The sequence below is a fragment of the Streptomyces sp. NPDC043685 genome, from assembly GCF_056436585.1.
The window spans coordinates 804563-827280 of the sequence record NZ_JBWKCH010000001.1; the positions used below are offsets into that span (position 1 = coordinate 804563).

At 70.3% G+C, this 22718-nt stretch carries 21 protein-coding genes and 1 riboswitch; of the genes, 14 read left to right on the plus strand and 7 right to left on the minus strand.

What is annotated here, in order from left to right; translation table 11 throughout:
- From AC0665_RS03790 to AC0665_RS03830, 9 genes are all read left to right on the plus strand, one after another.
- The gene (locus tag AC0665_RS03790; protein ID WP_478609902.1) at window positions 1–654 is read left to right on the plus strand and encodes an alpha/beta hydrolase family protein; all 654 of its coding nucleotides are present in this window, start codon (window positions 1–3) and stop codon (window positions 652–654) included.
- Between the two features lie 310 nt (window positions 655–964).
- Window positions 965–1651, plus strand: a complete 687-nt coding sequence (gene sigR / locus AC0665_RS03795) for an RNA polymerase sigma factor SigR (RefSeq protein ID WP_468407661.1) — start codon at window positions 965–967, stop codon at window positions 1649–1651.
- On the plus strand, window positions 1648–1959 hold the full coding sequence (gene rsrA / locus AC0665_RS03800) for a mycothiol system anti-sigma-R factor (RefSeq protein WP_031132298.1): 312 nt from the start codon (window positions 1648–1650) through the stop codon (window positions 1957–1959). The genes sigR and rsrA overlap by 4 nt, the downstream gene beginning before the upstream one ends.
- Before the next feature lie 153 nt (window positions 1960–2112).
- The gene (locus AC0665_RS03805) at window positions 2113–3450 is read left to right on the plus strand and encodes an HD-GYP domain-containing protein (protein ID WP_478704356.1); all 1338 of its coding nucleotides are present in this window, start codon (window positions 2113–2115) and stop codon (window positions 3448–3450) included.
- A complete protein-coding gene (locus AC0665_RS03810; protein ID WP_478704357.1) occupies window positions 3447–4694 on the plus strand; it encodes an HD domain-containing protein in 1248 nt (415 codons plus the stop codon). Before AC0665_RS03805 ends, AC0665_RS03810 begins: the two co-directional genes overlap by 4 nt.
- A 117-nt stretch (window positions 4695–4811) precedes the next feature.
- Window positions 4812–5792: a tetratricopeptide repeat protein gene (locus tag AC0665_RS03815; protein WP_478610052.1), complete on the plus strand. Its 981-nt coding sequence runs from the start codon at window positions 4812–4814 to the stop codon at window positions 5790–5792.
- A 128-nt stretch (window positions 5793–5920) separates the two neighbouring features.
- Window positions 5921–6571 (plus strand): peptide deformylase, encoded by a 651-nt coding sequence (def, locus tag AC0665_RS03820; protein ID WP_363117197.1) that lies wholly within the window; start codon window positions 5921–5923, stop codon window positions 6569–6571.
- Between the two features lie 295 nt (window positions 6572–6866).
- Entirely contained in the window at window positions 6867–7952 is a 1086-nt protein-coding gene (gene cyc1 / locus AC0665_RS03825; RefSeq protein WP_478609905.1) for an epi-isozizaene synthase, read from the plus strand.
- Window positions 7949–9319 carry a bifunctional albaflavenone monooxygenase/terpene synthase gene (locus AC0665_RS03830; protein ID WP_478609907.1) on the plus strand — a complete coding sequence of 457 codons (1371 nt, stop codon included), beginning with the start codon at window positions 7949–7951 and terminating at the stop codon, window positions 9317–9319. The genes cyc1 and AC0665_RS03830 overlap by 4 nt, the downstream gene beginning before the upstream one ends.
- 12 nt (window positions 9320–9331) lie before the next feature.
- Here AC0665_RS03830 and AC0665_RS03835 read toward each other — a convergent pair whose 3' ends face one another.
- The gene (locus tag AC0665_RS03835) at window positions 9332–10294 is read right to left on the minus strand and encodes a helix-turn-helix domain-containing protein (protein ID WP_366052549.1); all 963 of its coding nucleotides are present in this window, start codon (window positions 10292–10294) and stop codon (window positions 9332–9334) included.
- Window positions 10295–10387: 93 nt separating this feature from the next.
- Here AC0665_RS03835 and AC0665_RS03840 point away from each other — a divergent pair, with 93 nt between their 5' ends.
- Entirely contained in the window at window positions 10388–10630 is a 243-nt protein-coding gene (locus tag AC0665_RS03840) for a hypothetical protein (protein ID WP_363117201.1), read from the plus strand.
- Here AC0665_RS03840 and AC0665_RS03845 read toward each other — a convergent pair.
- The 6 genes from AC0665_RS03845 to AC0665_RS03870 form a co-directional block, all read right to left on the minus strand.
- The gene (locus AC0665_RS03845; protein ID WP_468407433.1) at window positions 10543–11550 is read right to left on the minus strand and encodes a ribonucleotide-diphosphate reductase subunit beta; all 1008 of its coding nucleotides are present in this window, start codon (window positions 11548–11550) and stop codon (window positions 10543–10545) included. The genes AC0665_RS03840 and AC0665_RS03845 overlap by 88 nt on opposite strands.
- On the minus strand, window positions 11550–13913 hold the full coding sequence (locus AC0665_RS03850; protein WP_478704358.1) for a ribonucleoside-diphosphate reductase subunit alpha: 2364 nt from the start codon (window positions 13911–13913) through the stop codon (window positions 11550–11552). Before AC0665_RS03850 ends, AC0665_RS03845 begins: the two co-directional genes overlap by 1 nt.
- 122 nt (window positions 13914–14035) lie before the next feature.
- A riboswitch (cobalamin riboswitch) is annotated at window positions 14036–14201 on the minus strand.
- A 16-nt stretch (window positions 14202–14217) separates the two neighbouring features.
- A complete protein-coding gene (locus AC0665_RS03855; RefSeq protein WP_478704359.1) occupies window positions 14218–14724 on the minus strand; it encodes a GNAT family N-acetyltransferase in 507 nt (168 codons plus the stop codon).
- 73 nt (window positions 14725–14797) lie between these two features.
- Entirely contained in the window at window positions 14798–16426 is a 1629-nt protein-coding gene (gene mctP / locus AC0665_RS03860; protein WP_478704360.1) for a monocarboxylate uptake permease MctP, read from the minus strand.
- Window positions 16423–16689, minus strand: a complete 267-nt coding sequence (locus AC0665_RS03865) for a DUF3311 domain-containing protein (RefSeq protein WP_468407441.1) — start codon at window positions 16687–16689, stop codon at window positions 16423–16425. The genes mctP and AC0665_RS03865 overlap by 4 nt, the downstream gene beginning before the upstream one ends.
- A 146-nt stretch (window positions 16690–16835) precedes the next feature.
- Window positions 16836–17600: a GntR family transcriptional regulator gene (locus AC0665_RS03870; protein ID WP_363117207.1), complete on the minus strand. Its 765-nt coding sequence runs from the start codon at window positions 17598–17600 to the stop codon at window positions 16836–16838.
- 315 nt (window positions 17601–17915) lie between these two features.
- On the opposite strand from AC0665_RS03870, the gene AC0665_RS03875 reads away from it, so the two are divergent.
- The 4 genes from AC0665_RS03875 to AC0665_RS03890 all read left to right on the plus strand — a co-directional run bounded on the left by AC0665_RS03875 (window position 17916) and on the right by AC0665_RS03890 (window position 22654).
- The gene (locus AC0665_RS03875; RefSeq protein ID WP_478704361.1) at window positions 17916–19196 is read left to right on the plus strand and encodes an extracellular solute-binding protein; all 1281 of its coding nucleotides are present in this window, start codon (window positions 17916–17918) and stop codon (window positions 19194–19196) included.
- Between the two features lie 72 nt (window positions 19197–19268).
- Entirely contained in the window at window positions 19269–20258 is a 990-nt protein-coding gene (locus tag AC0665_RS03880) for a carbohydrate ABC transporter permease (protein ID WP_468638691.1), read from the plus strand.
- Window positions 20255–21097, plus strand: a complete 843-nt coding sequence (locus tag AC0665_RS03885) for a carbohydrate ABC transporter permease (RefSeq protein WP_468407449.1) — start codon at window positions 20255–20257, stop codon at window positions 21095–21097. Before AC0665_RS03880 ends, AC0665_RS03885 begins: the two co-directional genes overlap by 4 nt.
- A 9-nt stretch (window positions 21098–21106) precedes the next feature.
- Window positions 21107–22654, plus strand: a complete 1548-nt coding sequence (locus AC0665_RS03890) for a glycoside hydrolase family 3 protein (protein WP_478704362.1) — start codon at window positions 21107–21109, stop codon at window positions 22652–22654.
- The last annotated feature ends 64 nt before the right edge of the window (window positions 22655–22718 follow it).

The following is a 22718-nucleotide window of genomic DNA, read 5'->3' on the forward strand; positions in this document are numbered from 1 at the left end:
GTGACGAACGCGAACGCAGCCGGTGAGGCCACCGAGACCGTCGAGACCGAGGCCGGAACCGCCCGCATCACCTGGCACCCCGCCGACCGGGCCCGCCTGGTCCTCGCCGTCGGCCACGGCGCCGGCGGCGGTATCGAGGCCCGTGACCTGAAAGCCCTGGCCGAGGTCCTGCCCGCGCACGGGGTGACCGTGGCCCGGGTGGAACAGCCCTGGCGCGTGGCCGGGAAGAAGCTGGCGCCCGCGCCCCGGACCCTGGACACCGGCTGGCGCGGCGTCTGGCCCGCGCTGGCCGCCCCGGGACTGCCGGTGATCTCCGGCGGGCGCAGCGCGGGAGCCCGGGTCGCCTGTCGTACCGCCACCGAGCTGGGCGCCCGCGCGGTGCTCGCGCTCAGCTTCCCGCTCCACCCGCCGGGCAAGCCGGAGAAATCCCGCGCGGAGGAGCTGCTGGGCTCCGGGGTGCCCACCCTCGTGGTGCAGGGCGGCAACGACCCGTTCGGGAGGCCGGAGGAGTTTCCCGGCGGACCGTACGAGTTCGTGGAGGTCCCGTACGGAGATCACGGTTTCGCCGTGCCGAAACGTGCGGACCTCTCGCAGAATGAGGCCGTGGCGCTCATCACGGACGCGGTCGTCAAGTGGACCGGGTCACTCGGGTAAAGCTTCGGGAATGCCGTGGCGGTGGTCGCTGTTGTGCGGGACGTACGTGCTGGAGACCAGCACCGACGTCGTAGGAGAGGGAGTCCGCCGCATGGGTTCGACCATCTGCCCGCCCGTCACCCGCCACCACCCCGTGGACGGGCTGCGCCCGGCAGAATCTGATTCGACCCGCAGCAGCCGCGCCGACCTGGACTGGACGGTGCTGCACGCGGCGAAGACCGCCCCTGTTCGGGCGGCGGGCGGGCCGGATCGTCGTCTATCCTCCGATTCGGGTGAGACCGGTCTCGGTCTCACGAGAGCATTCGAGGAGGTGGGTCCGGTCACTGGGACCGACGCAGGGACCGAAAACGGCCAGGCGGAGCAGCCCGAGGGCCAGGGCGGCACGGGTGCGGAGACGGCCACGGAGCGCAGTGCGCGCTTCGAGCGGGACGCGCTCGAGTTCCTCGACCAGATGTACTCGGCCGCGCTGCGCATGACGCGCAACCCGGCCGACGCAGAGGACCTGGTGCAGGAGATGTACGCCAAGGCGTACGCGTCCTTCCACCAGTTCCGCGAGGGCACCAACCTCAAGGCGTGGCTGTACCGGATCCTCACCAACACCTTCATCAACTCGTACCGCAAGAAGCAGCGCGAACCCCAGCGTTCCGCGGCCGAGGAGATCGAGGACTGGCAGCTCGCCCGTGCCGAGTCGCACATGTCGACGGGCTTGCGCTCCGCGGAGTCGCAGGCGCTCGACCACCTGCCCGACTCGGACGTGAAGGAAGCACTCCAGGCGATCCCCGAGGAGTTCCGCATCGCCGTCTATCTGGCGGATGTCGAGGGCTTTGCCTACAAGGAGATCGCCGACATCATGGGGACACCCATCGGTACGGTCATGTCCCGGCTGCACCGGGGCCGCCGTCAGCTGCGCGGCATGCTGGAGGACTACGCCCGTGACCGCGGGATGGTCCCGGCCGGCGCCGGAGAGTCGAACGAAGCGAAAGGCTCGGGGTCATGAGCTGCGGAGAGCCGCACGAGACGGATTGCAGCGAAATCCTCGATCATCTCTACGAGTTCCTCGACCGTGAGATGCCGGACTCGGACTGCGTGAAGTTCGAGCACCACTTCGAGGAGTGCTCGCCCTGCCTCGAGAAGTACGGGCTCGAGCAGGCCGTCAAGAAGCTGGTCAAGCGTTGCTGCGGGCACGACGACGTGCCGGGCGACCTGCGGGACAAGGTCATGGGGCGGATCGAGCTGATCCGCTCCGGCCAGGCCGTCCCCGAGCAGGACGTCACGGCCTCGCCCGCCACGTCCCAGGAGTCCTGACACTCCTGCGCTTTTCAACTACCCCGTTCTGAGCGGGTAGTCGCCCTCGAACGTGTCACTCGACCGTGCTAATCAGCGCGTGATACGCCCGTGCACCCCCCTGCCTCCGCCCTAGGCTCCGAGCCTGACGGACATGGCCGGGGGAGGGGGCTCATGGAAGCGGTACCGGCACGGGCACGTGTCTACATCGCCTGTGTCACCACGGCCGCGCTGCTCTGCCTGCTGCCGCTGCCGGGCGTGCGCACCTCCTGGTGGGCGGTCGCGCTGCTCGCCGCGCTGTACGCCGGATGCGAGCGCGTCGCCCGGTCCCGGTTCGTGGGCATCTCCCATCCGGCCGGGACCTTCTATCCCGTGCTGCTCGCCGGGGCCTTCCTGCTGCCCGCGCCCGCCGCGGCGCTGGTGGTCGTACCCGGTGCGCTGCTCTCGCAGGTCGGGCGGCGGCCCGTGGCGCCCCGGCGCGTGTGGCGGGCCGCCCAGCTCGTCCTCGGGGTGGGAGCCGCCGCCGAGACGCACCGGCTGCTCGGCGGGCGGGACGCGGTCGCGGCGGGCGACGTCCCGTACGCCCTCGGGCCCGCAGGGGCGGCCGTGCTGGTGTTCTGCCTGGTGCTGGCGCTGCTGGACGGCGGGATCCTGGCCACGGCGGAGCGGGTGCCGGCACGGCGGGCCTGGCGTGGCCTGGTGGCGCGCTCCCTCGCGCCGATCGCCGTGCACGGCCTCGCCGGGCTGATGATGGCCGTCCTGTGGCGCAGCCCCTACGGTCCCGTGGCCGCGCTGCTCGTGCTGCTGCCCATGTGCGTCTCGTGGTGGGCGTTCGCGCAGTACCACCGGGAGCGCGCCGCACACCAGGCGACCATCCGGGCGCTGGTCCAGGCCGTCGACATCAAGGACGGGTACACCCGCGGGCACAGCGAGCGCGTCGGCCAGGCCTCCATGATGATCGCGCGCGAGCTGGGCATGGCCGACGAGCGCGTCGAGGTGCTCCGCTTCGCCGGGATCCTGCACGACGTGGGCAAGCTGGGCGTGCCCACCCGGCTGCTCAGGAAGGACGGGCCGCTGACGCCCGAGGAGCGGCGGGTCATCGAGCTGCACCCGGAGTACGGGCACGAGATGGTGCGCGGCATCGGCTTCCTCGGCGAGGCCCGCGCCGCCGTGCTGCACCACCACGAGCGGCTGGACGGCAGCGGCTACCCGTACGGCCTGGTGGGCCGTCAGATCCCGGAGTCCGCCCGGGTCGTCGCGGTCGCGGACGCCTTCGACGCCATGACCTCCACCCGCAGCTACAGCAGGGCCCGGCCCGTTCCCATGGCCCTGGCGGAGCTGGAGCGGTGCGCGGGCAGCCAGTTCGACCCGGTGATGGTGACGGCCCTCGTCGAAGCCGTCGGGCGCACGGGATGGCACCCCGCGGTGACCGCCGACGACGAGGAACGGCGCCCGCCCCGGGTGCCCCCGCCCGGCGCGCCCCTGTCCAGCCGGCCGGGAGCGCACCGATGAGGGCGTACCGGCCGCCACCGCTCCTCACCCTCGTCCACGCCTGTGCCGCCCTGCTCGCCGCCGGCTCCCTCGCCGTCACCCTCCACGACGGGCTGGAGGAGCGCGGGGTCGCCCTCGCCTTCGGCGTCCTCGTCACCGTCGGTGAGCTCAGCCGCCACAACGGCGCACAGGTCCGGGAACCGGCACCGCTCGGCGCCGCCGCGGCCCTGTCGTACGGGCTGCTGGGGGAGGCCGGCGGGCAGGCCACGCACCACGGTCCCGCCCAGGTCGTCGCCGTGGTGCTGGCCGCCTCGCTGCTCGGCAGCGTGCCGCACATCGCGCGCGGGCAGGGGCCCACCCTCGACCACCTGGCACGCCGGGTGCTCACCGTCGGGTTCGTCGCCGTGTGTTTCCAGCCCCCCTACAACCGGGGGATGTTCGACGACTGGGGCGGACCCGCCTACGCGCTGCTGCTGCTCGCGCTGCTGTCGCTGACCGCGCTGTGCGACGCGGTCCTCGCCGCAGCCCTGGCCCGCACCCGCACCGGCTGGCCCTTCGGGCCGGTGCTGCGGGACGAGCTGCGGGCAGTGTGCGGCATCGGGTCCGCCGTCATCGCCACGGGCGCGGTGATGGCGCTGGCGGTCGCCGTCGTGGGGCTGTGGGCGCTGCCCGTCTTCTCGGTGCCGCTGCTGCTCGCCCAGCTGTCGTTCCGCAGGTACGCCGCCGTCCGCGCCACCTACCGGCAGACCATCGCCTCCCTGGCCCGGGCCACCGAGGTCGCCGGCTACACCCCGGCCGGGCACGCCCGGCGCGTCGCCGCGCTCAGCCAGGCGGTGGGGCGTGACCTGGGGCTGACCGAGCCCGAGCTGGCCGTGCTGGAGTACGCCGCGCTCATGCACGACATCGGGCAGCTGAGCCTTGTCGACCCGGTGCCCGCGGGCGCCACCGCCGCGCTGCCCGCCGCCGAGCAGCGGCGGATCGCGCTGCTCGGCGGAGCCGTCGTCCGGCAGACGGGAGTCGACGAGGCGGTGGCCGTGGTCGTGGAGCGGCAGGCCGACCCCGACCCCGAGCAGCCCCTCGCCGCGCGAATCGTCCGGGCCGTGAACGCGTACGAGGAGAAGTCCAGGGAAGGAGGGCCCGGCGGGCCGCTGACGGCGCTGGAGGAACTCCGGCTCGCCACCGCCGGGACGTACGCCCCGGAGGTGGTGGAATCACTGGCCCGGGTACTGGCAAGGAGCAGTCTGACGCTGCCCGTGGCTGGGTAACCCATGGGTAATGAGCGCCCTCGAGGCCGTACGTGGTTGGATGCGAAGGAGAAGGTGTCCGGGGGCTCGAAACACAGCTACGGCCAGCCCACCGCACGGAACTGGCAGGCGGGAATCGTGAGGATCTTCGGCAAGGGACGGCACCGGCCCTCCGCCTCCTGGCGGCAGGCCACAGACCGGGCATTCACCCTCATCGGCGACGGCCGGTACGAGGACGCGGGCGCGCTGCTGACACGTGCCGCCGATCTGGAGCCCTGGCTTTCCGAGTCCTGGTTCAACCTCGCGCTGCTGCACAAGTTCCGGCACGACTGGGAGCAGGCGCGGGCGGCCGGACTGAGGGCCGTGGCCCTGCTGGACCGGGACGCGGGCGCGCCCGACTGGTGGAACGTCGGCATCGCCGCGACCGCGCTCCAGGACTGGCCGCTGGCCCGGCGGGCCTGGCAGGCCTACGGGCTGCGGGTGCCGGGGGCGGCCAACGACTCCGGTGAGCCCCTCGGCATGGACCTCGGCAGCGCGGCCGTGCGGCTGTCCCCGGAGGGCGAGGCCGAGGTCGTGTGGGGACGGCGGCTGGATCCCGCGCGGATCGAGGTGCTGTCCATCCCGCTGCCCTCCTCGGGGCGGCGCTGGGGCGAGGTCGTGCTGCACGACGGCGTGCCGCACGGCGAGCGGACCACGGCCGCCGGGCACACCTACCCGGTGTTCGACGAGATCGAGCTGTGGGCGCCCTCGCCGGTGCCGACGTGGGTGGTGCTGCTGGAGGCGGCGACCGAGGAGGACCGGGACGCGCTGGAGCAGCTCGCCGGGGACGCGGGGTTCGCCGCGGAGGACTGGTCGTCCTCGGTGCGGTTGCTGTGCCGGATGTGCTCGGAGTCCCGGATGCCGTCCGACGAGGGCGACGGGGAGCATCTCGATCCGCACGACCACAGTGAGCCGGGGCATCCCGGGCCGCTGGGGCATCGGACGGACGGGCAGTTGTGGGTGCCGGAGCGGGAGTGCGGGTTGGCCGCGCCGGCTTCGCTGGTTCGGGGGTTGCTGGACGGGTGGGTGGCCGACAGTCCGGATTCCCGGGATTGGCGGGATTTGGAAGAAGTGTGCTGAGGCCGTCGTGCCGCTGCGGCGGCGTGGGGGCTTGTCGCGCAGTTCCCCGCGCCCCTGAAGGGGCACCTGCCCCGTACCCTGTATCAGCATCTCAGCCCGGTTAGGTTCAGGAAGGCGTACGTAACGTCATGGCTCAGCAGGACACCGATCAGCAGCACGCGGGCGTGCTCCCCGTCGATGACGAGGGGTACGTGATCGACACGGAGGACTGCGAGGAGCGCGAGGCGGCCTGGCGTGAGCGGGGGACCTCGCGGCCCATCACGGTGGTCGGGAACCCGGTGCTGCACAAGGAGTGCAAGGACGTCACCGACTTCGGCGACGAGTTCCAGCAGCTCGTCGCGGACATGTTCGCCAGCCAGCGCACCGCCGAGGGCGTGGGCCTGGCCGCCAACCAGATCGGCGTCGACGCGAAGGTCTTCGTCTACGACTGCCCCGACGACGAGGGTGTCCGGCACACCGGTGTCGTCTGCAATCCCAAGCTCGTCGAGCTGCCCGCCGAGAAGCGCCGCCTGGACGACAGCAACGAGGGCTGTCTGTCGGTGCCCACCGCGTACGCGCCGCTCGCCCGGCCCGACTACGCCGAGGTGACCGGGCAGGACGAGAAGGGCAACCCGATCAAGGTGCGCGGCACCGGATACTTCGCTCGGTGTTTGCAGCACGAGACGGATCACCTCTACGGCTACCTGTACATCGACCGGCTCTCCAAGCGCGAGCGCAAGGACGCGCTGCGGCAGATGGCCGAGAACGAGCCCCGCTACCCCGTGGTGGCCAACGACTGAAACCTCAGGCTCACCTGGCGCACGGCGTCTGTTCGGGTTCCCCACCCTGAACAGGCGCCGTTCGTCTGTGCCGTTCGCCTGTCCGTCGCACGTTCGATCGCTTCTGCTCTCCTGGTGATCCGCTGCCAGTCACACAACGGGAGATACCCGGCAGTGTGGGGTAGTGAATGAAGCAAATACGTTCCCAGAACGGTCAGTTGTAGTGCTGAATGGTTTGAGCGGGGTATGCAACGGCGCACGCCCGGCACGAAGGGAGGGGCGCCCGCGCCAACTGGCGGCTGAGAGGGGTTAGTTCGTGCATGCTTTGTCACACGGCACCACACCGACACCGGCCACGATCGCAGTTCCACCGTCGCTCTCTCTCCCGGTGATCGAGGCGGCGTTTCCACGGCGACTCCACCCGTATTGGCCGAAGTGCCAGGAGAAGACCAGGGCCTGGCTGCTCGAAAAGCGGCTCATGCCCGCGGACAAGGTGGAGGAATATGCCGACGGCCTTTGCTACACCGACCTCATGGCGGGGTACTACATCGGAGCCCCCGACGAGGTCATGCAGGCGATCGCCGACTACAGCGCATGGTTCTTCGTCTGGGACGACCGGCACGACCGGGACATCGTGCACGGCCGTCCCGCCGCCTGGGCGCTGCTGCGGGACCGGCTGCACTCGGCGCTGGACTCGCCCGGGGAGCATCTGCACCACGAGGACGCACTGGTCGCCGGGTTCGCGGACAGTGTGCTGCGGCTGTACGGCTTCCTGCCCCAGACGTGGAACCTCCGGTTCGCCCGGCACTTCCACGCGGTGATCGACGCGTACGACCAGGAGTTCCACAACCGCACGCGGGGAATCGTGCCGACGGTGGAGGAATACCTCCGATTGCGCCGGCTCACCTTCGCGCACTGGATATGGACGGACCTGCTGGAGCCGACCGCCGGCTGTGAACTGCCGGATGCGGTGCGGCACCACCCGGCCTATCGGCGGGCGGCACTGCTCAGCCAGGAATTCGCCGCGTGGTACAACGATCTCTGCTCATTGCCTAAGGAGATAGCCGGCGACGAGGTGCACAATCTAGGAATCAGCCTCATCACCCATGAGGGGCTGACGCTGGAACAGGCGGTCGCGGAAGTCAGAAACCGTGTCGAGAAATGCATCACCGATTTCATCGACGTCGAACTGGACGCCTTACGGTTCGCCGACGAACTCGCCGACGGCTCCGTGCGCGGAAAGGAACTGAGCGCCGCCGTGCGGGCCTGCCTCGGCAATATGCGGAACTGGTTCAGTTCCGTCTACTGGTTCCACCATGAGTCCGGCCGGTACATGGTCGACAGCTGGGACGACCGGTCCACGCCCCCGTACGTCAACAACGAAGCGGCAGGTGAGAAATGACCGTCGAGTCAGTGAAGCCCGGGATCCCGCCGGCCGTGGAGCTGCGCGAGCCGCCCCGGGCGGGCGGTGGTGTGCCCCTGCTCGGGCACGGCTGGAGGCTGGCGCGCGACCCGCTGGCGTTCATGTCCCGGCTGCGCGACCACGGTGAGGTCGTCCGGCTGAAGATCGGGCCGAAGACGGTGTACGCGGTCACCACCCCGGACCTGACCGGCGCCCTGGCGCTGAGCAACGACTTCATCATCGCCGGGCCGCTGTGGGAGTCCCTGGAGGGCCTGCTCGGCAAGGAGGGCGTGGCCACGGCGAACGGCCCCCGGCACCGGCGCCAGCGGCGCACCATCCAGCCAGCGTTCCGGCTCGACGCCATTCCCGCCTACGGCCCGATCATGGAGGAGGAGGCCCACGCCCTCACCGAGCGCTGGAAGCCCGGCGAGACGATCGACTGCACCTCCGAGTCCTTCCGGGTGGCCGTGCGCATCGCGGCCCGCTGTCTGCTGCGCGGGGACTTCATGGACGAGCGGGCGGAGCGGCTGTGCGTCGCCCTCGCCACCGTCTTCCGCGGGATGTACCGGCGCATGGTGGTCCCGCTCGGGCCGCTCTACCACCTGCCTCTCCCGGCCAACCGCGAATTCAACCGGGCATTGGCCGATTTGCACCTCCTGGTCGACGAGATCGTCGCCGAGCGCCGCGCATCCGGTCAAAAGCCGGACGATTTGCTGACGGCATTGCTGGAGGCGAAGGACGAGAATGGCGACCCGATCGGGGAACAGGAGATCCACGATCAGGTCGTCGCCATCCTCACCCCCGGCAGCGAAACCATCGCCTCCACGATCATGTGGCTGTTGCATATGCTCGCGGAGCACCCCGAACACGCCGACCGGGTGCGGGACGAAGTGCAGGCCGTCACCGGTGGTAGGCCGGTGGCATTCGCAGACGTCCGAGGACTCAGGCACACCAACAATGTCGTCGTCGAGTCCATGCGTTTGAGCCCGGCCGTCTGGATTCTGACGCGCCGGGCCGTGCGGGACACGGAACTCGGTGCATACCGTATTCCGTCCGGGGCGGACATCATCTACAGCCCGTACGCGATCCAGCGCGATCCGAAGTCGTACGAGCGAAATCTGGAGTTCGACCCCGACCGCTGGCTTCCGGACCGGGTCAAGGAGATCCCGAAGCACGCCATGAGCCCCTTCAGCGTGGGCAACCGCAAGTGCCCGAGCGACCACTTCTCGATGGCCCAGCTGACGCTGATCACGGCGGCGCTGGCGACCAAGTACCGCTTCGAGCAGGTGGCGGGGTCGCGGGACGACACCCGGGTGGGGATCACGCTCCGGCCCCACGACCTGCGGGTGCGGCCGGTGGCGAGGTGAGAGCCCCAGGCCTCAGGCCGCCTCGGGACCCCTGAAGGTCCGCCGGTAGGCGTTCGGGGTGGTCCCGACCGCCCGCACGAAGTGGTGGCGCAGGGTGGCCGCGTTGCCGAACCCCGTGCGGCCGGCGATCGCGTCCATGGTCTCGTCCGTCGCCTCCAGCAGCCGCTGGGCCAGCAGCACCCGCTGGCGCAGGATCCAGCGGTAGGGAGTCGTCCCCGTCTCCTGCTGGAAGCGGCGGGCGAACGTGCGCGGGGACATGTGGGCGTGGGTGGCGAGCTGCTCGACGGTGACCTCCTCGTCGAGATGGCGCTCCATCCACGCCAGCACCTCGCCGATGGTGTCGCCCTCGGGCTGGGGGAGCGGGCGCTCGATGAACTGGGCCTGGCCGCCGTCGCGGTGGGGCGGCACCACCATCCGCCGGGCGATCTTGTTGGCGACCTCGCTGCCCTGCTCCTTGCGCACCAGGTGGAGGCAGGCGTCGATGCCGGCGGCCGTGCCGGCGGAGGTGATCACCGGGTCCTCGTCGACGTAGAGCACGTCCGGCTCGACGACCACGCGCGGGTACTGCCGGGCGAGGTCCTTCGCGTGCTTCCAGTGCGTGGCACACCGGCGGTCGTCCAGCAGCCCGGCCGCGGCCAGCACGAAGACGCCGGAGCAGACGCTCAGTACGCGCGCCCCGCGGCCGACCGCGCGGCGCAGGGCGTCCAGCAGTTCCGGCGGAAAATCCCGGGACGCGTAGCTGTGCCCGGCCGGCACGGCGATCAGGTCGGCCGTCTCCAGCCGCTCCAGGCCGTGCTCCACCTGGAGCGAGAAGCCCGAGTTCATCCGCAGCACCGGGCCCTCGGCCGAGGCGACGGCGAAGTCGTACACCGGCAGGCCCTCGTCGCTGCGGTCGGTGCCGAAGACTTCGCACACCACACCGAGCTCGAAGGGATTCACGCCGTCGAGGAGGGCGACGGCCACGTTCTGCAGCATGCGTCCAGTGTGCCTCGCCGGTGGCAGTAATTCGAGGGTCTACGGCAGTACTGCCACTGACGGTAAGGAGCAATCAGCGCGACAGTGGTGTCCATGAACACGAACCAGATCGAAGCACTGATCGGAATGACCGCCACCCTCGGGATCCTGGTCCTCCTGGTCCTCCCGTCCGTGATCGGCCTGGTGCGCGAGAGGCGCATCGACCGTCAGATCAGGGAGGCCCAGGAGGCCCGCGGAGAGGTGCCGGCTCAGAAGTCCTCGTCGAGGTCGACGGTGCCCTCCACCGCCACCTGGTACGCCGAGGGCCGCCGCTCGAAGAAGTTGGTCAACTCCTGAACACCCTGGAGCTCCATGAAGGAGAAGGGGTTCTCCGAGCCGTAGACCGGAGCGAAGCCGAGGCGGGTGAGCCGCTGGTCTGCGACACACTCCAGGTACTGGCGCATCGACTCGGTGTTCATGCCCGGGAGGCCGTCCCCGCACAGGTCGCGCGCGAACTGCAGCTCGGCCTCGACGGCCTCCCGCAGCATGCCGACGACCTGCTCCTGGAGCTGGTCGTCGAAGAGCTCCGGCTCCTCCTTGCGGACGGTGTCGACCACGTCGAACGCGAAGGACATGTGCATCGTCTCGTCGCGGAACACCCAGTTGGTGCCGGTCGCGAGGCCGTGCAGCAGGCCCCGGCTGCGGAACCAGTAGACGTAGGCGAAGGCGCCGTAGAAGAACAGGCCCTCGATGCACGCGGCGAAGCAGATCAGGTTGAGCAGGAACCGGCGGCGATCGGCCTGGGTCTCCAGCCGGTCCAGCTTCTCCACCGAGTCCATCCACCTGAAGCAGAACTCCGCCTTCTCGCGGATGGACGGGATGTTCTCCACCGCCGCGAAGGCCGCCGCGCGGTCCTCCGGGTCGGGCAGGTAGGTGTCGAGCAGCGTCAGATAGAACTGGACGTGCACGGCCTCCTCGAAGAGCTGACGGCTCAGATACAGCCGCGCCTCGGGGGAGTTGATGTGCTTGTACAGCGTCAGCACCAGGTTGTTCGCGACGATCGAGTCACCCGTCGCGAAGAAGGCGACCAGCCGGCCGATCAGGTGCTGCTCCGCGGGGGAGAGCTTGGCGAGGTCGGCGACGTCGGAGTGGAGGTCGACCTCCTCCACGGTCCAGGTGTTCTTGATGGCGTCCCGGTAGCGCTCGTAGAAGTCCGGGTAGCGCATGGGGCGCAGGGTGAGCTCGAAGCCGGGGTCGAGAAGGTTCTGGGTGCTCATTACTGGCAGGCCTCGCAGGACTCGGGGTTTTCCAGGGAGCAGGCGACCGCTTCGGGGTCCGGGGTGGCCTGCACGGGGACGGCGGCTCGGGCGGCGCGGGCGATACGGGTCGCCGGGCGCGAGCGCAGGTAGTACGTGGTCTTCAGCCCGGACTTCCAGGCGTAGGCGTACATCGAGGAGAGCTTGCCGATCGTCGGCGTCTCCAGGAACAGGTTCAGGGACTGGGACTGGTCCAGGAACGGGGTCCTGGCCGCCGCCATGTCGATCAGACCGCGCTGCGGGATCTCCCAGGCCGTGCGGTAGAGGGCGCGGACGTCCTCGGGGATCCAGGCGAAGTCCTGCACCGAGCCGTTGGCCTCGCGCAGGGCCTCCCGGGTACGGGCGTCCCACACACCCAGCCGCTTGAGCTCGTCCACCAGGTAGGAGTTGACCTGGAGGAACTCGCCCGACAGCGTCTCGCGCTTGAACAGGTTGGACACCTGCGGCTCGATGCACTCGTATACGCCCGCGATCGAGGCGATGGTGGCCGTGGGGGCGATCGCGAGGAGCAGCGAGTTGCGCAGGCCGGTCGTGGCGATGCGCTCCCGCAGGGCCGCCCAGCGCTCGGGCCAGGTCGACTCCACGTCGTAGTGGTCGGGGTGCAGCACACCCCGGGCCGTACGGGTCTTCTCCCAGGCCGGCAGCGGGCCGTTGCGCTCGGCCAGGTCGGCGGAGGCCTCGTACGCGGCGAGCATGACGCGCTCGGCGATGCGGGTGGACAGCGCCTTGGCCTCGGGCGAGTCGAAGGGCAGGCGCAGCTTGAAGAAGACGTCCTGCAGGCCCATCGCGCCGAGGCCGACCGGGCGCCAGCGGGCGTTGGAACGGCCCGCCTGCTCCGTCGGGTAGAAGTTGATGTCGACGACCCGGTCGAGGAAGGTGACGGCCGTACGGACGGTCTCGTCCAGCCGCTCCCAGTCGATGCCGCCCCCGGTCACGAACGCGCCGAGGTTGACCGAGCCCAGGTTGCAGACCGCCGTCTCCCCGTCGTCGGTGACCTCCAGGATCTCCGTGCAGAGGTTGGAGGAGTGCACGACGTGACCCGGCTCGGCCGTCTGGTTGGCGGTGCGGTTGGCGGCGTCCTTGAAGGTCATCCAGCCGTTGCCGGTCTGCGCGAGGGTGCGCATCATGCGGCCGTACAGTTCACGGGCGGGCAGGGTCTTCCTCGCCAGCCCCTTCGCCTCGGCCGCCCGGTAGGCGGTGTCGAACTCCTCGCCCCACAGGTCGACCAGCTCGGGCACGTCCGAGGGGGAGAACAGCGACCACTGCCCGTCGGCGTTCACCCGCCGCATGAACTCGTCCGGCACCCAGTGCGCGAGGTTCAGGTTGTGCGTGCGGCGGGCGTCCTCACCGGTGTTGTCGCGCAGCTCCAGGAACTCCTCGATGTCGGCGTGCCAGGTCTCCAGGTAGACCGCGGCCGCGCCCTTGCGCCGGCCGCCCTGGTTCACCGCGGCGACCGAGGCGTCGAGGGTCTTCAGGAACGGGACGATGCCGTTGGAGTGCCCGTTGGTGCCCCGGATCAGCGAACCCCGGGCGCGGATGCGGGAGTACGCCAGTCCGATGCCGCCGGCGTGCTTCGAGAGCCGGGCCACCTGGTGGTAGCGGTCGTAGAGGGAGTCCAGCTCGTCCTTGGGGGAGTCGAGGAGGTAGCAGGACGACATCTGCGGGTGCCGGGTGCCCGAGTTGAAGAGGGTGGGGGAGGAGGGGAGGTAGTCGAGGCGGCTCATCAGCCGGTAGAGCGCCGCGACCTCGTCCACCGAGCGGCTGGTGTCGTCCTCGGCCAGACCGGCGGCCACGCGCAGCATGAAGTGCTGGGGCGTCTCGATCACCTTGCGGGTGATCGGGTGCCGCAGCAGGTAGCGGCTGTGCAGGGTGCGCAGGCCGAAGTAGCCGAAGCGGTCGTCGGCGCCGGTGTCGATCAACGCGTCGAGCCGGGCCGCGTGCAGCCGTACGAACGCGGCGGTGCGGTCGGCGATGAGCCCCTCGCGGTGGCCCACCGCGACGGACTCGGTGAACGACGTGACGCCCTGGGAGGCGGCCTCCTCGCGGATGCCGATGGTCAGCAGCCGGGCGGCCAGCCGGGAGTAGGCGGGGTCCTCGGAGATCAGACCGGCCGCGGCCTCCGTCGCCAGCTCCCGCAACTCCGCGATCATCTCGGCGGAGGCCGCACGCGAGGACCGGCCGCGCAGCGCGGCGGCGGCGACCCGGCCGGGATCGGTGTCGGGGAGGTCGGCGGTCAGCTCGGTCAGGGTCCGCAGCAACGCGGCACCGGGAGCGTCCTGCTCTTCTTCGGCGGCTGAGGCCGGTTCGGCTGGCGCGATGGTCACGTGGGGCTCTCCCTCGCTCGGCACGGGGCCTCGTCGAGGGCAGGGGGGAGCACACGAGCGCACGCGGCGTCGCGTCCACCGGCCCATTCCACGAGGCCCGGACGTCAGGCACACCGGCCGGGTGGCCGGGTGCGCTGTCGGCAGGTCCTCGGACTGACACCCATACACCTGTGAAAGGGCATGGGTACACCGTTGCGGGACAGTTCCGGATTCGCACCGGATTCCCCTGCGGCGACAGCGAGCATGAGCATACATCTTGTGCCGGGCGCCGAAGGCACCCCCAGATGTTGTGTCGCAGTCGCTCTCAGAGGGTCAGCACGTAGGTGAGCAGCGTGATGTCGTCCAGCTCCGGGAGGGGATTCCAGTCGCGCTCCGGGGTGCGGACGAAACCCACCCGTTCGTAGAGGCGGTGGGCGGAGCGCATGGTGCGCTGGGTCGAGAGCACGATGCCGCGGCAGCCCGGGGTGGCGCGGGCCCGGTCGACGCAGGCGCGGACGAGGGCCTCGCCGATGCCACGCCCCCGGGCCGCGCGAGCCACCGCGAGCATCCGCAGCTCGGCCTCGCCGGGCCGGGCGATGTCGGCCATCGGACCGCCGGAGGGGACGAAGGTGACGCCACCGAGGACTTCGTCGTCGGCCGTGGCGACCAGGACCTCGGCGGTGGCGGCGCGCCCGGCGACGTCACGCAGCTCGGCGAGATAGGCGTCGCTCTCGCCGAAGTCGAGCAGGCCGTCGTCGAGGTACGCCCGGGCGGTGATCTCGCCGAGGACGGCGTGGTGGGCGGGGCGTGCGGGGCCGATCCGGAAGTCCATGGCAGGAGTGTGTACGGGTGCGGGCCGCCGACGCCATGCGTTTCGGCGGCCCGCGGGGGTGTCGGCGGGGACGTCAGTGGGCGGATCCCGCGGTGGCGGGCGGCAGTTCGACCTTGACGCCCGGGTCGCCGGCGTCGGCCGTGTAGTCCTCCGGCTTGGTCTCGTCGACGCCGTCGGGGGCCTTCAGGGCCTTGAGGACGAAGGTCAGGACCACCGTCACCACCACGTTCAGGACGAACGCCGTGAGGCCGATGTAGCCGATCTCCCCGATGCCGGGGATCTCCTTCGCCGAGCCGCCGAAGTGCTTCTGGGTCGGGGAGGCCACGCCGTACGCGGCGTACGTGCCGTAGACCATGCCGACGGCCCAGCCCGCGAGCAGCGCCCAGCGGTGGAACCAGCGAGTGAACAGGCCGCCGACCAGGGCCGGGAAGGTCTGCAGGATCCAGATGCCGCCCAGCAGCTGGAAGTTGATGGCGACCGTCTTGTCCATGGTGAGGACGAAGGCCAGGGCGCCCACCTTCACCAGCAGGGAGACCAGCTTGGAGACCTTGGTCTCCTGCGCCGGTGTGGCGTCCGGCTTGATGAAGTCCTTGTAGATGTTGCGGGTGAAGAGGTTCGCGGCCGCGATGGACATGATGGCCGCGGGCACCAGCGCACCGATCCCGATCGCCGCGAAGGCCACGCCCGCGAACCAGTCCGGGAACATCGTCTCGAACAGCTGCGGGATCGCCAGCTGCCCGTTCTGCACCTTGATGCCGGCCGCGATCGCCATGAACCCGAGCAGCGCGAGCAGACCCAGCATCAGGGAGTACAGCGGCAGGATGGTGGTGTTGCGGCGGATCACCTCACGGCTCTTCGAGGACAGCGTCGCCGTGATGGAGTGCGGGTACATGAAGAGGGCCAGGGCGGAGCCCAGCGCCAGCGTGGCGTACGTCCACTGTCCCGCCTCGGCGGGCACCAGCGCACCGCGCGGCGCACCCGTCGCCGGGTTGGTCTGGCCGTACGCCTCACCGGCCTTGGCGAAGATCTCGTCGAAGCCGCCCAGCTTGATCGGGATGTAGATGATCGCCACCGCGATGACGATGTAGATCAGCGTGTCCTTCACGAACGCGATGAGCGCGGGGGCCCGCAGACCCGACGAGTACGTGTACGCCGCCAGCACACCGAAGGCGATCAGCAGCGGCAGGTCCTTGATGAACCAGTTGGTGTTCTCGCCGCCGCCGACGCCCATCACGTCCAGCACGGCCTGGATGCCGACCAGTTGGAGCGCGATGTAGGGCATCGTCGCCAGGATGCCGGTCACGGCCACCGCGAGCGACAGGCCCTTCGAGCCGAACCGGCCGCGCACGAAGTCGGAGGTCGTGACGTACCCGTGCTTGTGGGAGACCGACCACAGGCGGGGCAGGAAGGTGAAGATCAGGGGGTACACCAGGATGGTGTACGGCACCGCGAAGAAACCGGCCGCGCCCGCCGCGTAGATGGCCGCCGGCACGGCGACGAAGGTGTACGCCGTGTACAGGTCGCCGCCGAGCAGGAACCAGGTGATCCAGGTCCCGAACGAGCGGCCGCCCAGGCCCCATTCGTCCAGGCTGTGCTCGTTCTCGGCCTTGCGCCAGCGCGCGGCCAGGAAGCCCATGACCGTCACGGCCAGGAAGAAGAAGATGAAGACGCCGAGCGCGACGCCGTTCACGCCGTCCTTCACCGCGACGCACCGCCCTTCGCGGCCGAGCGGGCGCGCTGGTCACGCTGCCACAGCTTGTAGGCGATCATCGTCAGGACGGTGGAGATGAGCACCCACGCCATCTGGTACCAGTAGAAGAACGGGATCCCGATGAAGGCCGGGTCGGTCTTCGCGTACGAGCCGACCCACAGCATGGCCACGAAGGGCGCGATGAGGCAGACGGCGATGACGACGCGCAGGGGCGTCACCACCGGCCCTCTGCTGACTTGCGGTGCTTGCGACATCAGGCGGCTCCGTCCCCTTGGTGATCACCTGTTGTAATGCGCAGGCAATCTAGGTCAGGGTGTGGCCATAGCGGAACCCCTCGTCCGCAATGCGGTACCCAACCGAAACCACGCCCCAGCAGCGACGGAAGCGCCGCGGACACGACCTAGTCGGCCGGCCGCTTCAGCCGGGCCACGAACTTGTACCGGTCGCCCCGGTACACCGACCGCACCCACTCCACCGGCCGGCCGTCCCGGTCCAGCGAGTGCCGGGAGAGCATCAGCATCGGCAGGCCGACGTCCGTGCCGAGCAGGCCGGCCTCGCGCGGGGTGGCCAGGGACGTCTCGATGGTCTCCTCTGCCTCCGCGAGACGGACGTCGTAGACCTCGGCGAGCGCGGTGTACAGGGACGTGTACTTCACCAGGGAGCGGCGCAGGGCCGGGAAGCGCTTCGCGCTCAGATGGGTGGTCTCGATGGCCATCGGCTCGCCGTTGGCCATGCGCAGCCGCTCGATGCGCAGCACGCGCCCGCCGGGCGTGATGTCGAGCAGCCCGGCCAGGCGGTCGTCGGCGGTGATGTAGCCGATGTCCAGCAGCTGCGAGGTGGGTTCGAGACCCTGGGCGCGCATGTCCTCGGTGTACGAGGTCAGTTGCAGCGCCTGCGAGACCTTCGGCTTGGCGACGAAGGTGCCCTTGCCCTGGATGCGCTCCAGCCGGCCCTCGACGACCAGCTCCTGAAGCGCCTGGCGCACGGTGGTGCGCGAGGTGTCGAACTCCGCCGCCAGTGTGCGCTCGGGCGGGACCGGTGTGCCGGGCGCCTGCGTCTCCGTCATGTCGAGCAGGTGCTTCTTCAGGCGGTAGTACTTGGGCACGCGCGCGGTACGGACGGGCACCCCGTTCTCGTTCTCCGCGCTGCTGACGTCGGTGCTCATGCTCCGCCTTCCCGGCTCGGTCCGCCGAACGATCCCACTTGTATACCGTCGGCGCCTGTTTTGGTCTAGTCCATCATTCCCTGTGGTCTACCCGCAGTATGCCGTGCCCGCCTGGGTTTTCGCTGGCTTCTTACTTAAAGGTTCCTGCATATGTAGGTCGCATAACGGCTGGTCAGGGCCGTATCGCGACCCTTGACAGGCCTGCTGGTCTGGTCCAAGCTCCCCGTACTGGTCTATACCATTGGTCCAGGTCCTGGCGCCCCACGTCTCACCGCGGGGAGCAGGGGGGTTTGTGGCATCCCTGAGGAGGGTGGCGTGAAGCGCAAGCTGACAGCCGCGATCGGTATCGCGGGCATGATGGTCTCCATCGCGGCGTGCGGGGGCGAGGGTGACGGCGGCTCCGACAAGGGCGCGGACGCCAAGGAACTGACCGTCTGGCTCACCGTCGACGCCCAGAACAACTGGCCGGAGCTGGTGAAGGCCGCCGACGCCGCGGTGAAGAAGAAGCACCCCGGCGTCAAGATCAACCACGAGTACTACGGCTGGCCCGACAAGAACGCCAAGCTCGACGCCGTCCTCGCCACGGACAAGGCCCCCGACGTGGTCGAGATGGGCAACACCGAGATGCTCGGCTACATGGTCAAGGGCGCCTTCGCCCCCCTCGACCAGGGCACGTTCGACAACTCCGACGCCTGGCTCGACGGCCTCAAGGCCTCCGTCACCTACGAGGGCAAGACCTACGGCGTCCCGTACTACGCGGGCGGCCGCGTGGCCAACTGGCGCAAGGACGTGGCGGCCTCGGTCGGGGTGAAGTCGGCGCCGAAGACGTACAAGGAGCTGACCGACGCCCTGGACAAGATCCAGAAGAAGCAGGGTGACAAGTTCAGCGCCTGGTACCAGCCCACCCGCGACTGGTACGCCGCCATGTCCTTCGTCTACGACGCCGGCGGCGCCATCGCCACGGAGTCGGGCGGCCGGTGGAAGGCCTCCCTCTCCTCGCCCGAGTCGCTCAAGGGCCTCAAGGAGTTCAAGAACGTCGTCGACTCGTACATGCACGGCGACAAGACCAAGGACGAGTCCGACCGCTACATCGTCTACGGCCAGGGCAAGTCCGCCATGATCTTCGCCGCCGCCTGGGAGGGCGCGACCGCCGAGGACCCGAAGAACGACAAGAGCGGCAAGCTCAAGGGCAACCTCGAGAACTTCGTGATGCCCGGCCCCTCCGGCAAGAACATGCCCGTCTTCCTGGGCGGCTCCGACCTCGCCGTGCCGGTGAAGTCCGACGCCCAGGCCCTGGCCGCCGAGTGGATCAACGCCCTCACCGGCTCCTCCGGCCAGAAGGGCCTGATGGCCAAGGGCAACCTGCCCAACAACAAGACCGACCTCGCGGCGCTCAAGAACGACCCGAAGACGGCGGTCCCCGCCACCGCGGCCGAGTCCAGCTGGTTCGTCCCCATGGCCCCGGGCTGGGGCCAGGTCGAGAAGGCGCAGATCCTGCAGACCATGCTGCAGAGCATCGGCACCGGCAAGAAGTCCGTCGAGGCCGCCGCCAAGGACGCGGACGCCGCGATCGACAAGGTCATCAACACCAAGTGACCTGGCGGGCGGGGCCCCACCCGGTGGGACCCCGCCCTCGTCAAGACCTGAGGGACCGCCGAGGAGCGCGCGATGAGTGCCGCAGACACCACCACCCCCACCAAGGTGCCGCCACCGCGGCAGGCACCACCGCCGCCCGCGAAGGACCGGCGGCCCCGCGGGCAGCGCACGTCGGGCGGCGCCTCCGTCCCCTGGCTGCTGCTCGCGCCCTGCCTGCTGATCCTCGCCCTGGTCATGGGCTATCCGCTGGTCCGCCTGGTCACGCTGTCCTTCCAGAAGTTCGGGCAGTCCCAGCTGTGGGGCTTCCAGCCCGCCGAGACGGTCGGCTTCGACAACTTCGCCAAGGTGCTGGGCGACGGCGAGTTCTGGGCCGTCGTCGTGCGCACGATCGTCTTCGCGACCGGCGCCGTCGTCTTCACCATGGTCATCGGCATGGCGCTCGCCCTGCTGCTCCAGCGGGTGTCCGGCTGGGTGAAGACGCTCATCAACATCGTGCTGGTGGCCAGTTGGGGCATGCCCGTCATCGTGGCCACCACGGTCTTCAAGTGGCTCTTCGACTCCGACTACGGCGTCCTCAACGCACTGCTCAGCAAGCTTCCCGGCGTCGAGATGGTCGGCCACAACTGGTTCGCCAGCGGCCCCGAGGGCCTGGCCGTGATCATGCTGCTGGTGATCTGGGGAGCCGTGCCGTTCGTGGTCATCACGCTCAGCGCGGGCCTCACCCAGGTGCCGAAGGAACTGGAGGAGGCCGCCCGCCTGGACGGCGCCGGCTCCTGGGGGGTCTTCCGCTATGTCACCCTGCCCGTCCTCAAACCGATCATCGTGATGCTCACGACCCTGTCCGTCATCTGGGACATGGGCGTCTTCCCTCAGGTGTTCGTGATGCGCAACGGTCACCCCGAGCCGGAGTTCCAGGTCCTCAACACCTACTCCTACGACCGGGCGTTCGTGGTCAACGATTACGCCCAGGGCTCGGCCATCGCGCTGATCACCGTCCTGCTGCTGCTCGGTGTGGTCGCCGTCTACATGCGGCAGATGCTGAAGATCGGAGAGGTCGAATGAGCACGCTCGCCGGAGCCGGCCGGCGCAGGTCACGGCTGGGCTGGAACCTCCTCGGCCTCCTGGTCTTCGTCATCGTCGGCTTCCCGCTCTACTGGATGCTCAACACGGCGTTCAAACCCGCCAAGGACGCCATCGACCCGGACCCGAGCCTGCTGCCGACCGGCCTCACCCTCGACAACTTCAGCCGGGCGCTGAACATCTCCGACTTCTGGGGCCCGGTGGGCCGCAGCCTGGTGGTGTCGCTGGCCGTGGTCGTCATCGGCATGGCCGTCGGACTGCTGGCCGCGCTCGCCATCTCCCGGTTCGCCTTCCGCGGCCGCAAGATAGTGATCGTGGGCATCCTCGCGGTCCAGATGGTCCCGCTGGTCGCCATGATCATCCCGGTGTTCCTGCTGCTCAACGATCTGGGCCAGTACGACCGGCTGACCGGCCTCATCATCACGTACCTGACCTTCGTCCTGCCCTTCACGGTGTGGACGCTGCGGGGCTTCATCGTCAACATCCCGAAGGAACTGGAGGAGGCCGCCATGGTCGACGGCTGCTCCCGCACCGGCGCCTTCGTGCGGGTCGTCTTCCCGCTCCTGGCCCCCGGCATGGTCGCCACCTCCGTCTACGGGTTCATCCAGGCCTGGAACGAGTACCTCTACGCCCTGATGCTGCTCAGCCAGAAGAACCAGACCGCGACCGTCTGGCTCGGCAACTTCACCACCAAACACGGCACCGAATACGCCCCGATGATGGCCGGCGCCACGATGATGGCCGTGCCGATCGTCGCCCTCTTCCTCCTCGTCCAGCGCAAGATGGCCGCGGGCCTGACCGCGGGCGCCGTGAAGGGATGACCTCACCCGATGACGACACTCGCCAGCGGCACCGACACGCTCACCCGCGACGCCCTGACCGTTCTCCAGCCCGGCTTCACCGGCACCACCGCCCCCGACTGGCTGCTGCGCCGGCTCGGTGAGGGGCTCGCCTCCGTCGGGCTCTTCGGCCGCAACATCGCCTCCCCCGGCCAACTGGCCGCCCTGACCGCCCAGCTGCGGGCCGAGCGCGACGACGTCCTCGTCGCGATCGACGAGGAGGGCGGCGACGTGACCCGCCTGGAGGTGCGGTCCGGTTCCTCCTTCCCGGGCAACCACGCCCTCGGCGCGGTCGACGACGTGGAGCTGACCCGGCAGGTCGCCCACGAACTGGGCCGCCGCCTCGCCGCCTGCGGCGTCAACCTCAACTGGGCCCCGTCCGCCGACGTCAACTCCGACCCCCGCAACCCGGTCATCGGTGTCCGCTCCTTCGGCGCCGACACCGACCTGGCCGCCCGGCACACCGCCGCCTATGTGACGGGTCTGCAGTCCGCCGGGGTCGCCGCCTGCACCAAGCACTTCCCGGGCCACGGCGACACCGCCGTCGACTCCCACCACGCGCTGCCGCGCATCGACGTCTCCGCCGAGGTCCTGGCCGAGCGCGAACTGACCCCGTTCCGCGCCGCCATCGCCGCCGGCAGCCGGGCCGTCATGAGCGCCCACATCCTCGTCCCGGCCCTGGACCCCGAGCACCCGGCGACCCTCTCCCGCCGCATTCTCAACGGCCTGCTCCGCGGCGAACTCGGCTACGAGGGCCTCATCGTCACCGACGGCATGGAGATGCGGGCCATCGCCGGCACCTACGGCATCGAACGCGGCAGCGTCCTCGCCGTCGCGGCCGGCGCCGACGCCATCTGCGTGGGCGGCGGCCTAGCCGACGACGCGACCGTCCTGCGTCTGCGCGACGCCCTGGTGAGTGCCGTGCGGGCCGGCGAACTCCCGGAGGAACGGCTCGCCGAGGCCGCCGGCCGGGTGCGCGCACTGGCCCGCTGGACCGGCACGGCGGGCCGCGGACCCGAGGACACCCGGGGCTCCCAGGGCACCGAGATCGGCCTGCACGCCGCACGCCGCGCCCTGACCGTGACGGCCGCGCCGGGCCTCGGCAGCCCCGACGCCTTCGAGCCCCTCACCGAACCCCCCTACGTCGCCGCCCTCACCCCCGTCGCCAACATCGCCGTGGGCGACGAGACCCCGTGGGGCGTCGCCGCCGAGCTCATCCACCTCCTGCCGGGCACGGTGACGGGCAGCTTCCCCGCCGGGGACGGCCCCGGGCGCGACGCCGGGCAGAGCGCGGGCCGGGCGGCCCTCCAAGCGGCCGGCCCCCGCCGCATCGTCGCCGTCGTCCGCGACGAACACCGCCATCCGTGGATGGCCTCCGCCCTCGATGTCCTGCTGGCGGCCCGCCCCGACACCGTCGTCATCGAGATGGGCGTCCCCCAGGCCGTCCCGCGCGGCGCCCTGCACATCGCCACCCACGGCGCGGCCCGCGTCTGCGGCCGTGCGGCGGCCGAGGTGCTCGCCGGGATCAAGGGGCGGTGAGAGCGGGGCCGTGGCTCGGCGGCGGCGCGGGGCGTGGTCGGGCCGCTGTGTCGGATGGCTTTGC

Coding starts and splice junctions, on each gene's coding strand:
- rsrA (WP_031132298.1), top strand. CDS start 1,648: ATGAGCTGCGGAGAGCCGCACGAGACGGATTGCAGCGAAATCCTCGAT.
- def (WP_363117197.1), top strand. CDS start 5,921: ATGGCTCAGCAGGACACCGATCAGCAGCACGCGGGCGTGCTCCCCGTC.
- AC0665_RS03885 (WP_468407449.1), top strand. CDS start 20,255: ATGAGCACGCTCGCCGGAGCCGGCCGGCGCAGGTCACGGCTGGGCTGG.
- AC0665_RS03845 (WP_468407433.1), bottom strand. CDS start 11,550: ATGAGCACCCAGAACCTTCTCGACCCCGGCTTCGAGCTCACCCTGCGC.
- AC0665_RS03855 (WP_478704359.1), bottom strand. CDS start 14,724: ATGGACTTCCGGATCGGCCCCGCACGCCCCGCCCACCACGCCGTCCTC.
- AC0665_RS03865 (WP_468407441.1), bottom strand. CDS start 16,689: ATGTCGCAAGCACCGCAAGTCAGCAGAGGGCCGGTGGTGACGCCCCTG.
- AC0665_RS03830 (WP_478609907.1), top strand. CDS start 7,949: ATGACCGTCGAGTCAGTGAAGCCCGGGATCCCGCCGGCCGTGGAGCTG.
- AC0665_RS03835 (WP_366052549.1), bottom strand. CDS start 10,294: ATGCTGCAGAACGTGGCCGTCGCCCTCCTCGACGGCGTGAATCCCTTC.
- AC0665_RS03810 (WP_478704357.1), top strand. CDS start 3,447: ATGAGGGCGTACCGGCCGCCACCGCTCCTCACCCTCGTCCACGCCTGT.
- AC0665_RS03890 (WP_478704362.1), top strand. CDS start 21,107: ATGACGACACTCGCCAGCGGCACCGACACGCTCACCCGCGACGCCCTG.
- AC0665_RS03880 (WP_468638691.1), top strand. CDS start 19,269: ATGAGTGCCGCAGACACCACCACCCCCACCAAGGTGCCGCCACCGCGG.
- AC0665_RS03870 (WP_363117207.1), bottom strand. CDS start 17,600: ATGAGCACCGACGTCAGCAGCGCGGAGAACGAGAACGGGGTGCCCGTC.
- AC0665_RS03805 (WP_478704356.1), top strand. CDS start 2,113: ATGGAAGCGGTACCGGCACGGGCACGTGTCTACATCGCCTGTGTCACC.
- AC0665_RS03840 (WP_363117201.1), top strand. CDS start 10,388: ATGAACACGAACCAGATCGAAGCACTGATCGGAATGACCGCCACCCTC.